Raw genomic sequence first — 14,401 nt, 5'->3', positions numbered from 1 at the left:
ATTGGACTGCTGATTGGTGTGATAATTTAGTTTTTGTATTCGAAATCCGAACCCCGAACCCCTTATCCGTAGGAAACACTGCTTAATAATTTGTATTTACTTCACTTGTAACCTTAGATGGGGCGCTCGGAATGTCTTTTTGGTCAAAGTCGATATCTTCGGAAGAAAATACCATTATGATCATCTGGCCTCCAATCACACGGGAACGGATGAGCAGTGGCTGGTTATGCTGATTCTTAAAAGTGAAGTCAGGACCATACCAACTGACGGTAGCATCACGCTTTGGGGGAACATAAGGAACATTTCTGCTATGTGAGTACCTCTCCAGGATCTTTACCCCTGCACGGTCAACTGCATTAAACAAAGTTGAAGACACTTGGCAGATTCCTCCCCCCACACCTTCAGTCAACTCGCCTTTTACTATGACAGGTGCCGGGAGATATCCTTTTGAAACAGTCCGCTTTCCTACGACTCGATTAAATGAGAAAGTTTCTCCAGGAAACACTACATGATTGTTGATCGCTTCAGAGGCGAGTTTGATGTTATGGACTCTTTCTTTATTACGGCTGTTAAAGTAGGTAACATAATGGCTGATCCGTTTGCGCTTGATTCTCTCGAGAAGTTCGCTGTCCACTTTTGGATAAACGGTTTTTAATGGAACTTCCAGAGAAGCGGAGGTGTTATTATAAAAAGCTCGATAGAAATTCTTTTTAAATTTAAGATAGTCCAGCATTCGTCCATTTTTCTCTCCGACGATTATTCCATGGTCATTGAGAGATGCATTGGTGGGTTCTGTTGAGATTTGTTCATTAACCGAATGCATTAATTCATCTAATTTCTTATGGTCGATCAGATATTCCGGATAAGGACTTGATTCAAATTCAGACCGATTAAGTTTGAAAATGGTTTCTCCATCATGATTTACGGTAAGTTCCGGTGGGGCAGTATGAATCTGGAGTGCCATCAGTATAGAAAGAAAAAGACTCAAAATATTCACCTCCTTGAATTTATCTAAGCAATTCGAACAAAGGGCTCCCATCAACTTTCCACGGGGATGTTGGTGAGGTTCTCACAATATGGAAGGCAATGTTAGTATTTATGGGGCCTGTTTCTTTAATGAAAAGCTGGATGTCTACTTGGACTGTGGAAACTAATGGCTTCTGCTTTTCCTGATCGGCTGAATTAATACTCCATTTCAGAGCCTCGACTTTGTCGGCAATTTCAATGTTTGTTTTCCGGGATGTGCCGGTTTTCCTGATAAGATCCTCGTCATTATTCTTTACGCCCGCAAGGAATACCTCCAGCACAGCAACGGGAGGTAGTTCCTTTAAAAACGGGTCAAGTTTTCCTCCTGCCTTTAAAATCATAAGATTATGGGACAGGTCCGGCTTTCCTGTCTTATGTGTCGAGCTCCCTTTAAAATGGATGCAAAAGTGCCCGGGAAAACCATTTTTCAGTGCTCCTGCTCCATGAGGCATGCCGTGCATGGAAGCGGCTATCAATAGATTGTTGGAGTACACCAGGACTGCCCTGCGTTTCCAGCTCCAGCTGCCGCCGTAAATATTTTTCATGATTTTAGTATCTTTAAAAGTAAGTGGCTGAACATCTGCGTGCCTGCTCCCAGCCCGTCTTTGAACCTTGAAATGTTCACCGGTTTCAACATCAATGACAGTAAAGACCGATTTGCGTGGAAGAATTTCATCCACCTTTTCCCAAGAGGACATTTCGATATAATAATCAATTGCCGTACCTGTTTTTCCAAAGGTATTTTGCGTATGCTGACCAGCCAAAACAGAAAGTATAATAAAAATGATGACAAGCTTTCTCACAAAATTAATCAACTCCGAATGTAAGGTAATATCATTATTTTGCGCTGAATTTCAATAAGAATAGCCAAAAAAAAATGGAAACAACAAGGAACCGTGTTTGTGAAGTTTCAATCTAAAATATTTTTAATTTGAGATAAATAACGTTACAATTAAGAAAAGATCAATAAACGCAATAACACTCACATTATGAAGAAAATAGAGTTGTTATAAGGAGGAGTTAAAATGGATTTGAAACCTTTGAAAGGCCAGCACCACGTTTCCGCCATCACTGCTAATGCAAAAGAGAATTTTAACTTTTATACACAAATTTTAGGAATGCGCCTTGTCAAAAAAACAGTGAATCAGGATGATACATCTGTTTATCACCTGTTTTATGCTGATGAAAGAGGTAATCCGGGAACAGATTTAACCTTTTTTGAAATACCACATGCTGGAAACACCTACCATGGTACCAATAGCATCTCGACAACTTCATTACGCGTTCCTTCAGATAAATCCCTGAGTTATTGGTTGAAACGATTGGAAGCACATGGGGTTGATCATGATGGAATATCAACTGAAAGTGGGAGAGCAGTTCTTTCTTTCAGAGATTTTGAAGGACAGAGGCTTATGCTTGTATCTGATGAAAACAACAAGGGTGTAGAAGGCGGGAAGCCTTGGGAGAAAAGCCCTGTACCTGAAGAATATGCGATTCGCGGATTGGGTCCGATTCATCTTACTGTCGCAAAAAGGGAAAAAACCGAGAAGATCCTGACCGACTTAATGGGCTATCGAAATAAAAGCAGTTATTCAATGACAGTGGATGGAAAGGAATTTGAGGTTTCCGTGCTGGAGACCGGGGAAGGAGGTACTGGAGCTGAAGTCCACCTGATAGAACGCCCTGACCTTCCGGTGGAAAGGCCGGGACGCGGAAGTGTCCATCATGTTGCTTTCAGGGTGGAAAATGAAGAGGAATTAAAAAAATGGGTAGAGCTTCTAAAAGAATTGCGTATCCCCAGCTCAGGATTTGTAGAGAGATATTACTTCCGTTCTTTATACTTTAGAGAAGCAAACGGAATTCTTTTCGAACTTGCCACTGATGGTCCTGGGTTTGAAGGTGATGAAGATTTTGAACACCTGGGAGAAAATCTCGCACTTCCACCTTATTTTGAAGACCAGCGCGACCAGATTGAAGCAAGATTGAAGCCTCTGAAAACGAAAGAATAAACGAATAGAAGGAGGATGAAGATGGAACACATATTTAAGCCGGGAAAAAATCAGAAAGGGCCGACCCTGCTGCTTCTTCATGGTACTGGAGGAAATGAACGAGACCTGCTTCCGCTGGCGGAGATGATTGCCCCTGAATACCCAGTGTTGGGAGTGAGGGGAAATATTTCGGAAAACGGGATGAACCGTTTTTTCAGAAGGCTCTCTGAAGGTGTGTTTGATGAAGAAGATCTGGTATACAGGACCAAAGAATTGAAAGAATTTATTGACGAATGTGCGGAAAGGTACGACTTTGACCGCAGCCAAGTGATTGCAATTGGCTATTCAAACGGAGCCAATATAGCTGCGAGTATGATGTACCATTATAAAGATGCCGTTAGAGGAGCTGTATTATTTCATGCAATGGTTCCGATTCGTGGATCGAAAATGGCCGATTTAACCGGAACCCCTGTCTTTATAGCTGCGGGTGAAAATGATCCGCTCATACCCGCTAAGGAGACCAAAGAACTCATTAATGACCTGACAAAAGCGAATGCAGATGTTACTGAATTCTGGACCAGAGGCGGGCATCAATTGACCAGAGAAGAAGTTGTAAAAGCTGCCGATTGGTTTAAAGAAAAAATGTAATAATGAGGATAGAAAATGCAGGAGTGCCCAGCGGCTCCTGCATTTTTAATTGGGAATAAATTCAATTGATGTGTGCTATAATTTAACAAAATGAATAAGGGGAATTGAAGTGGATTTCAATTCCCTGTCTGAAAAAGCTGATAAATAGGTGAAAATCAGTATGTATTTTAATGAAAATGAATTCATTAGGGAAGGGCTGCAATAATATGGTCCGGAAACTTTTTAAACCCCGTAACCTTTTGGCCGGCTTATACGTTTCTAATATAGAGGTGCAAAAAGGAGTGATCAGTTTTGAGAGCTAAGCTTAGCAATACACCCCAAACCGCGGAACAGTTAATGGATTATTATCCAAAATTAAAATCTTACTGCTGCAAACTTGCAGGAAACAGCTGGGATGGTGACGACCTTGCCCAGGAAACCGTTTTAAGGGTTTTGAGGACATATTCTAAAAGTCCTTCCTCATTAAGCACAGGGTTGCTGTACACGATAGCCAGAAATAACTGGATAGATACCGTGAGAAAGAACGCAAAAGAAACAAAGTTAATGGAGAATCAGCTTGACAGGTGTAAAGAACAGGTATGTTCATTAGAGGTTGAAAATGTGATAGAAAAGCTGTTAAAGAATTTCACGATGCAGCAAACGGTGACTTTTCTGTTGAAAGATGTATTCCTATATAGCTTTAAAGAAATTGCTGAAGAGATTGCTTCAACAGAGGGTGCTGTTAAAGCATCCCTATTCAGAATGAGGACTCGTTTGAAAACCGGCTGCTTGGAAGATGCAGACGGAGATCTCTCACAAATCTCCAGGTTGTTAACTGATGGTCTTATAAACGAGTCTCCATCCATGATGATAAGGCTGTTAAAGGAAACAAAAGAGACAACCTCAGAACCTTCTATGGAGTACCGGACATCAACATTGCTTTCGAGTGGGATACAAAGATCATTCCAGAGAAGTCCGATTCTTGCTGCCTAAATCGGAATGGAGGGCAACAATGGGAACAGTTCCATATGTCATCGAACAAACAAAAGGTGGAGAAAGATCCTATGATATCTACTCAAGACTGCTGAGAGACAGAATCATTATGATTGGCGAAGAAATTAATGATCACGTTGCTAATAGTGTAGTGGCGCAGCTATTATTTCTTGCTGCAGAGGATAGTGAAAAAGACATCTCCCTCTATATTAATAGCCCGGGAGGTTCAACATCCGCCGGATTCGCCATTTTTGATACAATGCAGTATATTAAACCGGAAATTTGCACGATTTGTACGGGGATGGCAGCATCTTTTGGAGCGATGCTGCTCCTGGCAGGAACCAAGGGTAAAAGATTGGCGCTGCCAAACAGTGAGATTATGATCCATCAACCGCTCGGCGGAGCAAGAGGGCAGGCGACAGACATAGAAATCTCTGCTAAGAGGATTTTAAAGCTTAAAGCTCACATTAATACTATTATTGCCGAGCGCACGGGGCAAAATATTGAAAAAGTTGCTTCAGACACAGATAGAGACTATTTCATGTCAGCAAAAGAAGCCTTGGAGTATGGAATAATAGACAAAATCGTTTGACTGTCAAATATCGGGTTCCCATAGGGAGCTCTTTTTTTGCTGTGCAACTAAGAAATAGTCAACATTACTGTTATTGAGCCTGCACTCAGAGTTTCAAGAATGGTAAATTTTTATCCACTTCGCAAGAAAATTATGGTATATTCAGTTTGTTCATATAATTTTTGAAATGAGGTGTTGTGATGCATAGGTATAGAAGAAGGAACACCCCGGCCTTTACCGTTTTATCATACTTTACTTTGTTTGCAGGCGTGGGTTTGTTTTCGATTGGCCTATACAATGAGACCAGCTTGGAATTAAACGAAAAAGGCTATTATATTGCAGTCATGATCCTGGTTGCAGTGGGTGCCATTTTGACTCAGAAGGTGACCAGGGATAATGCCGAAGACAACGAGATCCTTGCTGAACAACAACAAACCAGAACGAACAGCAGCAATGGAACAAGCAATAATATATAAGTCATCAGCAGCGCAGAATGTTAAATTACCTGCGCTTTTTATTATTATAGGAGGGCGTTATGGAAAAACAGCGGATTATCAAGGAGAAAACAAAAATCATCGATTGGGTATTAACTTGGCAGGAAGTGCCGGAGTCATATTGGGTTCTCCCAATTCGAGAGGGTGCTTGGGGACCAGTTGAAGTTATTGCCCATTTTAGCTTCTGGGACAAATTTGTTATCGATAACCGATTGAAACCGTTCCTTTTAAAGGAAGAACCGAGGTCTGACACAGTCGATGTACAACAATTAAATGATGGTGCAGCGTCATATGCAAAGAAAAGGACACCAGCCGAGATTATTCAGGATTTTAAAAAAACCCGCTTGTTGCTCGTATCCATGGTCGAAGCCTTGCCGAAGGAGATTTTCAGTCAGCCTATGGCTGGGAAGGATATCACCTGGAGCCATTACTTTAAGGGATTGATTGAGCATGACGAGGAGCACTGTCAGCAGATAGAAGAACATTTCAAAAAAATTTCCACATCCAACTCCGGCTTAGATCTGCTGGAGGAATGATACGATGAAACTTAAGTACCTAATTGCTGTTTTTATTGGAGCTTGTTCCTACGGCGTCCTTTCGACCATTGTAAAAGTATCGTATAGAGAAGGTATTAAAACAGCAGAAGTGTCGCTTGCACAATTTATAACCGGCTGGCTGATGATCACCGTATTCTGGATATTAGCAAAAGACCTTCCGAGGATTAACCGGAAGAAAAAGATGTTATTAATGGCGGGCGGGGTCCCCTCAGGCTTGGTTGGTATCTTCTATTATCTGTCATTAGAGACTGTGGAAGCATCATTTGCTATCATTCTGCTATTTCAATTTGTTTGGATGGGTATTCTGATTGAAGGATTCCTGGACAGGAAAATGCCAAGGAAAAAAACATTCCTATCAATAGTCATATTATTCATCGGGACTATTTTTAGCAGTAATATTATCAATATCGGTGATGTAATTGCGGTTGATAGCAGAGGAGTCGTGTTCGGATTGTTGGCAGCAGCAGCCTTTGCTATATTCATATTTGCCAATGCAAGGGTTGCACCGGAATTGCCTGCAGTCCAGCGGAGTTTTTATATGGTTACTGGAAGCCTTCTGGTCGTTGCGGTAACATTCCTGCCGGAAGTGGTGAAGCAAGGCGCAGGAGATATTTCAAGTATAGGGTATTATGGAACACTTCTTGGTTTTTTTGGTGTGTTCATACCTCCGTTTTTATTTGCATATGGCATGCCGAAAATAGGATCGGGAATGGGGAGTATTTTGGGGTCGGCAGAATTGCCGGTCACGATTGGGCTTTCCATGATGATATTAAAGGAATCTGTTACTTATATGCAGTGGGTTGGTGTTATACTTATTCTGCTTGCTATAATAGTCTCCAATTTACCACGCTTTAAGAAACGTGTTCTTAAAGCAGAAGAATAAATACGTCTAAAGATGCGACTGAAATGGAGGATTTATAAATGCACGAATTGCCAAGCTGCCCTAAATGCAGTTCAGAATACACTTATGAGGATGGAAGGTTGATCGTTTGTCCGGAATGTGCCCACGAATGGACATTGAATTCAGCAGGTTCGGGTTCTGAAGAAGTGAAAGTGATCAGAGATGCAAACGGAAATGAATTAAGTGCCGGCGATACCGTTACGGTCATTAAAGATTTAAAAGTCAAAGGAAGCTCCTCTGTTCTTAAGATAGGAACAAAGGTGAAAAACATCAGGCTGGTTGATGGAGATCATAACATTGACTGCAAAATTGAAGGCTTTGGTCCAATGAACTTAAAATCAGAATTTGTCAAGAAGGCATAGTTTTTAATTTTGTATAAGAAAACACCACGTAAAGCGTCTGGGGAGCAACCTCTGGACGTTTATTAAGTTTATTTTCTAAGCTTATACGAATGTGAATTATACAAGTACATAAAGTCTGCGAGTGATTTGCCGATAGATTATTTATAGAAGTGGAATCTTCAGAAAATGAGAATGACTTATTACTATTAAGGAGCGGGTGTGAAAATGTTTAAACATATTATCAATGAAAACCTATCTTTGAAGCTGCCTGAACTGAATGATGCTGAAAAATTATACAACCTGACAAATTCCTCCAGAGAATATTTGCGTGAATGGCTCCCATGGCTTGATGGAACCAGGTCAGCTGAAGACACAAAAGAATTCATTAAATTCTGCCTTACAAGTTATGCTGAACAGAAAAGTTTGACTGCGCTTATCCTTTTTAAAGGTGAAATAGCTGGGACAGCCGGCTTCAACAAAATTGACTGGTCCAACCGGACTGCTTACATAGGGTATTGGCTTGGACAGGATTTTCAAGGCCATGGAATTATGACTGAAACTGCTAAAGCTTTGACTGCCTATGCCTTTAGCGAACTGAAATTGAATAAAGTGGAAATCCGGGCAGCAGTGGAAAATCGAAAAAGCAGAAGCGTTCCTGAAAGGCTGGGTTTTGTTAATGAAGGAAGAATCAGGCAGGCAGAGAGGCTTTATGATCAATATGTTGATCATGAAGTATATGGAATACTGGCAGAAGAATGGAAGAATAACAAGAATTGAGGTTTGATATGGACTTGAAAAGCATTTTACAAGAATACCATAGTACAGGTGATCTAAACATTGCTAATATTGACAGGCTGCTCACAGAAATGATCGAAGATATCGGCCATCCTGACCCTGAACTGAGAGATACCTTGATTTACAGTACCCTGGCAAGATGGGTAAACAGTGATATCCTTTCCATCGAACAGGAAAGGAAATTGCTGATGAAAGTATTGGATGAGGAGCATTTGTTTTATGAAATAGGCAAGAGATTTACTGATTCAGTATTCACCAGAAGCTTTTCATCATTGGCAGCTGCCCTTATTCTTGAAAAGGATTCAAACGGTCTGCAACTGCCGGAAACACTCATCCAAAGCGCAATAGATAAATCAATCAACTATTTAAAAGAAGAAAGAGATACCCGCGGTTTTGTCTCGGGAAAAGGCTGGGCTCACAGCATTGCTCACGGTGCAGATCTTTTAACAGCAGCCATTAACCATCCATCTTTTGATCGTGCCCTAATCCCTTCTTGTCTGGAAGTGATTGCTTTATGCTTTGAGAAAGAAGCGGTATATATGGATGATGAAGATGAAAGATTGATTTTTGCCATTGAAGCTCTGTTGAAGAAAGGATTAGAGGTCCACATACTGGATGAATGGATCATTTCTTTAAATGCTGAGCTTAAAGCAAGCAATCAGTCTACAGGATATACCCTGCCATTTTTCAGAAGGAAGAAAAATATATCTGATTTTTTAAAGTCACTATATTTCCGTCTTGAGTATTTGCAAAATCATAAGGAAACACAAAAAACCATCAAAAAAGTTCTTGGTCATTGGCATCAAGTGGTTTACAACCCATCGTAGCTTGGTGCAGGGGAGTTCAATCAATCAGGCTGTAAGTTTTTACGAAAAGATGGGGATGACTACCCAGGCCAGGAAGATGGAGATTAATGTTTAGTTATTTGGGCAGGTTAAGGGTGACGTCACTATTAGACGACTTCAAGAGAGTTTGAAAGTTTAACAAACTTTCTAAGCAGGAATAGATAATTAACTTTAGATGGAGAGGAGGAGACCTGCAATGAGTGAGATTAAGAAAGGCACGAATAAATTTTTCTTTGGTGAAAAGGAACAGACTCCCGACGCTGAAATTGTTTTTAGAAAAGTAGATAATACTCTTGTCATTGAGCACACATATGTGTCAGAGGATTTAAGGGGACAGGGGGTTGGAGGAAGACTGGTTGACGAAACTGTACAGTTCGCCAGAGACGAGAATTATAAGATCGAGTCTCAATGTGCTTATGCCGCTTCCGTTTTAGAAAACAATCATCAATATCGTGACATTCTCAAATAAAAAAGAACCCAAGCGAAGGGTTCTTTTTTATTGCCTGATAATAACCCGTGTGCCTACTGGAATTGTCCTTGAGAGTTCTTCCACATCTTTGTTGTACATCCGAATGCATCCTTTTGATACTGCTTTGCCAATAGAAGAGGGATTATTGGTCCCGTGGATTCCATAGTGTTTTTTTGAAAGTGACATCCACATTGTGCCAAATGGCCCGCCGGGATTAGGAGCCTTATTAATGATGACAAACTGCCCTGTGGGGGTGGAAGATACCATTCTGCCCACTGCAATAGGATAGGTTTTGACAACAGATCCATCTTTTGTAAGTGTAAGCTTGCGCTGGGTTGTTGAGATTTGAATTGTATATGGAATGTTATCAGGATTCGGAATTCCGGGAATGGTTAGTTTCTGCCCCACATATATCATGTTTGGATTCGTGATACTGTTGACATTTACTAAGTTCTGAAAAGACACCCGGTAGTCCTCTGAAATCGACCACAGTGTTTCTCCAGGTTTAACCGTATGCTTATACATAGCTGCCCTCCTATATTGTTTAATTCACTTTATGTAACTGGGTTGGAAAAAGTGGCATAAATATGGATTCTTCCTTTTATATCCATCAATATGTTATTCGCAGATTGTAGTTGGAAGGATGGAAGATTGAGTTTAAAGGGGTATAAAGCACTAAAATGTTATTCTGATATTATTTATTCTTTTCAAAATTTTCCGGTAAATGGTAGACTGATAGAGACTGCAACTTAGGGGGGAACGTTATGGATAAGAAGCAAAAAGAACAAGTGATTGATGAAGCGATTGGAGAAAAATCCATTGAACGCCTGGAGTTCAGGGGAGGGGTGTTTGCTGCCACTATCCCTTTGGTGTTCTTCATCATTTGGGCAATTTCATTGAGTGTAGTGGAACTTGTTACAGAAGAAGCGCTGGTTCTTGGTATGGTGATAGGAATTGCGATTGGTCTGTTCTTCTGTAAATCAAAGTGGTCTGATTATGCTCAAAGTTTGTTTTCAGGCATGGCACAGCCAATAGGTGTTATTGCCGTGATTGCCTGGTTTTGGGCAGGGATGTTCGCAAAATTACTGTCAGCCGGAGGCCTGGTTGATGGATTGATCTGGTTTGGGTTGCAAACCAACCTGGAAGGCGGATTGTTTGTCGGGTTAACCTTCCTTCTTGCTGCACTGTTTTCTACTGCAGTAGGGACAGGGTATGGGACGGTAGCTACTTTTGGGATTTTGATGTATCCCGCGGGTATAATTCTAGGTGCAGATCCAATAATCCTTCTTGCCGCCATACTCAGCGGCGCTGTTTTTGGGGATAATCTGGCACCGGTTTCGGATACAACGATTGTATCAGCGACGACTCAGGATGCTGATGTACCGGGTGTTGTCCGTTCCCGATTTAAATATTCAATCAGTGCTGCAATACCGGCGCTGATTTTGTTTGTGATGTTTGGCGGCGGAGGTGATATAGGAAGCACAGAAACAATGCTGCAACTTCAGGAACAGGTTTCGCCCGCAGGCCTGCTGTTACTGATCCCGTTTGCGCTTGTGCTGTATTTGGCTTTAAGCGGCCATCATCTGTTAACTTCGCTTACATGGGGGATTGTTGCATCTATAGCTGTCATTTTCCTATCGGGAACTCCATTCAGCAAAGTAATTCATATTTATAAGGATGAAGCAGGGAACGCTGTTGTTGAAGGGGCGTTAATGAACGGAATAGGCGGATATTTCAATATGGCGATCTTAATATTATTTATCTTGGCCGCCGCTCATTTAATGGAAGTGGCCGGCACAATGGAAGTCATTAAAAACTTTTTCCTGAGGTTGATCAATAATGTTGTTCGCAGGGCGGAGTTATCCATCTTTGGAATTGTCGCATTCTTGAATATCTTCATCACAATCAATACTGCAGCAGAAATTGCTGCCGCACCGTTTGTACGTAAAATCGGTAAAGAAATGAATATCCATCCATACAGAAGGGCCAATTTCCTTGATACCGTTTCGTCATCATTAGGGTATATCTTTCCCTGGAGCGGAGGGGTATTGCTTGCCTGGGCTACAATCAAAGGAGCTGCGGAAGAATATGAATTCCTGCCGGTTGTCAGCCCTACAGAGGTATTCCCTTTTGTATTCCAAGGCTGGGGATTGCTCATTGTAATGCTGATCGCAGCTTTGACAGGCTGGGGACTTAGGTACAGCGGTAAAAATGGCGAAGAGGTCATGCCGAAAGATTATCATTCATAAACAAAAACGCTGCCGGTATAAAAATAAGGAGTTCACTTTAGAGGTACAGAACGTAAAAATCCAAAGTCTTTAGCATACGAATTCTCACCATTATTCGTATGCTATTTTTTATTGGTATTACAGCAAGTCATCTTTCAAGTGTTTTTTCGCATCTAGTTTCGCACACGTTTCCACAACATTGATGTAGTCTTGCGATTTATGTAGCGAATTAACTTGCGAAATGGCATAAAAACACCATAAAGAATTGTGTCCATTAAGGTTATAATTCGCTCCTTCATAAGGGGTTCAAATATGCAGCGGATTAACTGTTTGAAAGACGGCTTTTCTTCAAGTAACAATGCCGTTTGTTCACTGGGTGGCCCCACCCCGCCATCCAAGAGCGGAATCACATGGGCCCAAATGAAATCAGCAGTATGAGCTGATAAAAATAAGGGGAGAAACTACCCTTATTAAGGAAATGACACTAAAAATAGTTGAAATAAGGGAAAAATTTACCGCTATTCATTTGAAAAACATGAAAAATGGGGTGCTATGCGAGGATTAAGGGGAAAATCTCCCCTTATTTATAGCTAACTCAGCTATGTTTTGCAGTTTAAGGGGAATTTCTCCCCCTATTTATGGATCTGTGACCCCTCACTTAAGGATAGGACTTTCTATAATCAAAAAATCTTCTTCCATTATCCTGCTCCTTCTCCTTCATCTTATCACTTTCTCAGTAAGGCCGGCAGTTTTGGTTGCACTTTATCTTACGAATCACGGTGCAGATTAGTATGCGATTTCATATAAAAAAAGCAGTTCAATTAAGGTGACAAATAGTGTTTTTATACTCCAAAAATGAACTACTTGGGTATAAAAACCGTCATCCTCTTTTTACATTATACAAACAAGAAGTAGGATGTGAAAAGAATGCAAAGAGCATACATGATTGGATGAACTTCCTTAAACCTCTTTTGTGATATAAGTGCCAGTGGATATAAGATAAAGCCAAGCGCGATGCCTGTTGCAATACTGAATGTCAGAGGCATCATCAGAATTGTTACGAATGAAGGAATGACCACTTCCATTCTGCCCCAATTAATCTTGCTCATTTCGGTTGCCATAAGGGCACCTACGATAATGAGTGCCGGTGCTGTGACCTCAGGGGTGATGACCCCGAGAATTGGAGAGAAGAAAAGAGCGATAAAGAAACAAGCTGATATAACGATGGAGGTAAACCCCGTTCTTCCTCCCACTGCAATACCTGCAGAGGATTCTACGAAAGATGCTGTCGTGGAAGTACCCAGCACCGCCCCAACAACTCCGGACGCAGAGTCTGCAAGCAAGGCACGCCCTGCATTGGGAATCTCGTTATTTCTCATTAGTCCAGCCTGGCTTGCTACAGCGATTAAGGCACCTGCCGTATCAAAAAAAGCCACAAAGAGAAAGGTGAAGATCACTGTCACTACTTCGGGAGTGAAGATATCATCTAGATGGTGAAATACCACGCCGAATGTCGGTTCGAGACTTGGTATTTTACCTGTGATTGAATTAGGGACACTGATTAAGCCGAATACCATTCCAAGGATTGTCGTGATGACCATTCCGATAAAGATTGCTCCATGCATCCCTCGCACCAGCATTAAAACGGTGATGACAAATCCAGCCACTGCCAGCCCTGTCAAAGGGGAGGCAAGCTTCCCGATTGAAACAAAAGTATCAGGATTAGAGATGATGATCCCGGCATTTTTTAAACCGATGAAAGCAATAAAAAAGCCGATTCCAGCTGCAATTGCATGCTTTAAGTCCTGTGGAATGACGTTAATGATTTTTTCTCTGATTTTCAGCAGGCTCAATAGCATAAAGATGATTCCCGCCACAAACACGCCTGTAAGGGCAACTTCCCACTGGATTCCCATTCCGATACAAACCGAAAAAGTGAAAAATGAATTCAGTCCCATGCTTGGAGCAATGCCGATAGGGTAATTCGCCAGTATCCCTATCAGCAATGTTCCTACTATCGCTGATAGGGCTGTAGCAGTGAACAATGCTCCCTTATCCATTCCGGATTGGCTCAGTATTATTGGGTTTACCACTAGTATATAAGCCATGGACAGGAAGGTAGTGATGCCGGCCAGAGTTTCCTGCCTGTAATTTGTAGCACGCTCTTCAAATTGAAAAAACTTTCTCATGATGGTGGACCTCCTGTTGCTTTATTATGGTTTGGGTGTGCAGGATATAAAAAAAGCTTTGACAGCAGCGCCGCCAAAGCAGTTATCCATAAGGATAGGAATACTAGTATACAGTTATCCCTATCCTTGTAGACAAGCTATTTAAGGTAGCCGGTAGAAACGTTCAAGCCTTATTCTTGAACTTATACAAGGAATTACTATTTAAATATAATAGTAGAAATCTTAACAACATCAAAACTAATCGTCAATAGGAACATGAATTGTTATTGAATTCAAATTATTAACATGAAGAAAACACTTCAACACGTTAAAGCATTGAGGGACAGTCCACCGTTATTTTAAAGTGTGGAAGTGATAACTTGATTATCATAGGTACG

General features: G+C 41.2%; 16 protein-coding genes and 1 riboswitch. Of the genes, 12 read left to right on the top strand and 4 right to left on the bottom strand.

The features are described from left to right. Positions 1 to 82: 82 nt before the first annotated feature. On the bottom strand, positions 83 to 988 hold the full coding sequence (locus tag M1E09_RS13520; protein ID WP_456271392.1) for a VanW family protein: 906 nt from the start codon (positions 986 to 988) through the stop codon (positions 83 to 85). 19 nt (positions 989 to 1,007) lie between these two features. Then, positions 1,008 to 1,829: a hypothetical protein gene (locus M1E09_RS13515; protein ID WP_456271391.1), complete on the bottom strand. Its 822-nt coding sequence runs from the start codon at positions 1,827 to 1,829 to the stop codon at positions 1,008 to 1,010. Positions 1,830 to 2,051: 222 nt separating this feature from the next. Between M1E09_RS13515 and M1E09_RS13510 the strand changes: the two genes are divergently transcribed. The 11 genes from M1E09_RS13510 (at position 2,052) to M1E09_RS13460 (ending at position 9,607) form a co-directional block, all read left to right on the top strand. Continuing rightward, positions 2,052 to 3,035 (top strand): ring-cleaving dioxygenase, encoded by a 984-nt coding sequence (locus M1E09_RS13510; RefSeq protein ID WP_456271390.1) that lies wholly within the window; start codon positions 2,052 to 2,054, stop codon positions 3,033 to 3,035. 21 nt (positions 3,036 to 3,056) lie between these two features. Next, positions 3,057 to 3,662 (top strand): alpha/beta hydrolase, encoded by a 606-nt coding sequence (locus M1E09_RS13505; protein WP_456271389.1) that lies wholly within the window; start codon positions 3,057 to 3,059, stop codon positions 3,660 to 3,662. A gap of 291 nt (positions 3,663 to 3,953) precedes the next feature. After that, on the top strand, positions 3,954 to 4,634 hold the full coding sequence (locus tag M1E09_RS13500; protein WP_456271388.1) for a sigma-70 family RNA polymerase sigma factor: 681 nt from the start codon (positions 3,954 to 3,956) through the stop codon (positions 4,632 to 4,634). Positions 4,635 to 4,653: 19 nt separating this feature from the next. Next, the gene (clpP, locus tag M1E09_RS13495) at positions 4,654 to 5,226 is read left to right on the top strand and encodes an ATP-dependent Clp endopeptidase proteolytic subunit ClpP (protein ID WP_456271387.1); all 573 of its coding nucleotides are present in this window, start codon (positions 4,654 to 4,656) and stop codon (positions 5,224 to 5,226) included. Positions 5,227 to 5,405: 179 nt separating this feature from the next. After that, complete coding sequence (locus tag M1E09_RS13490; protein ID WP_456271386.1) at positions 5,406 to 5,681, top strand: YiaA/YiaB family inner membrane protein; 276 nt, start codon at positions 5,406 to 5,408, stop codon at positions 5,679 to 5,681. A gap of 59 nt (positions 5,682 to 5,740) precedes the next feature. Then, the gene (locus tag M1E09_RS13485; protein ID WP_456271385.1) at positions 5,741 to 6,235 is read left to right on the top strand and encodes a hypothetical protein; all 495 of its coding nucleotides are present in this window, start codon (positions 5,741 to 5,743) and stop codon (positions 6,233 to 6,235) included. Positions 6,236 to 6,239: 4 nt separating this feature from the next. Beyond that, a complete protein-coding gene (locus tag M1E09_RS13480; protein WP_456271384.1) occupies positions 6,240 to 7,139 on the top strand; it encodes an EamA family transporter in 900 nt (299 codons plus the stop codon). Between the two features lie 38 nt (positions 7,140 to 7,177). Then, entirely contained in the window at positions 7,178 to 7,519 is a 342-nt protein-coding gene (locus tag M1E09_RS13475; RefSeq protein WP_456271383.1) for a zinc ribbon domain-containing protein YjdM, read from the top strand. A gap of 204 nt (positions 7,520 to 7,723) precedes the next feature. Then, positions 7,724 to 8,275: a GNAT family N-acetyltransferase gene (locus tag M1E09_RS13470; protein WP_456271382.1), complete on the top strand. Its 552-nt coding sequence runs from the start codon at positions 7,724 to 7,726 to the stop codon at positions 8,273 to 8,275. Between the two features lie 8 nt (positions 8,276 to 8,283). Further along, entirely contained in the window at positions 8,284 to 9,120 is an 837-nt protein-coding gene (locus M1E09_RS13465) for a DUF2785 domain-containing protein (RefSeq protein ID WP_456271381.1), read from the top strand. 214 nt (positions 9,121 to 9,334) lie between these two features. Continuing rightward, the gene (locus tag M1E09_RS13460; RefSeq protein ID WP_456271380.1) at positions 9,335 to 9,607 is read left to right on the top strand and encodes a GNAT family N-acetyltransferase; all 273 of its coding nucleotides are present in this window, start codon (positions 9,335 to 9,337) and stop codon (positions 9,605 to 9,607) included. Between the two features lie 27 nt (positions 9,608 to 9,634). Here M1E09_RS13460 and M1E09_RS13455 read toward each other — a convergent pair whose 3' ends face one another. Further along, entirely contained in the window at positions 9,635 to 10,132 is a 498-nt protein-coding gene (locus M1E09_RS13455; RefSeq protein ID WP_456271379.1) for a L,D-transpeptidase family protein, read from the bottom strand. A gap of 239 nt (positions 10,133 to 10,371) precedes the next feature. On the opposite strand from M1E09_RS13455, the gene M1E09_RS13450 reads away from it, so the two are divergent. Further along, positions 10,372 to 11,856 carry a Na+/H+ antiporter NhaC family protein gene (locus tag M1E09_RS13450; protein WP_456271378.1) on the top strand — a complete coding sequence of 495 codons (1,485 nt, stop codon included), beginning with the start codon at positions 10,372 to 10,374 and terminating at the stop codon, positions 11,854 to 11,856. An 875-nt stretch (positions 11,857 to 12,731) separates the two neighbouring features. Here the strand turns inward: M1E09_RS13450 and M1E09_RS13445 are convergent. Beyond that, positions 12,732 to 14,024, bottom strand: coding sequence for an NCS2 family permease (locus M1E09_RS13445; protein ID WP_456271377.1), 1,293 nt, complete (start codon positions 14,022 to 14,024; stop codon positions 12,732 to 12,734). 109 nt (positions 14,025 to 14,133) lie between these two features. Continuing rightward, a riboswitch (purine riboswitch) is annotated at positions 14,134 to 14,234 on the bottom strand. Between the last annotated feature and the right edge of the window lie 167 nt (positions 14,235 to 14,401).

It is taken from the genome of Bacillus sp. AK031, assembly GCF_053903065.1.
The sequence above is the reverse complement of the archived record's forward strand: the minus strand, read 5'-3'. Positions and strand labels throughout refer to the sequence as shown.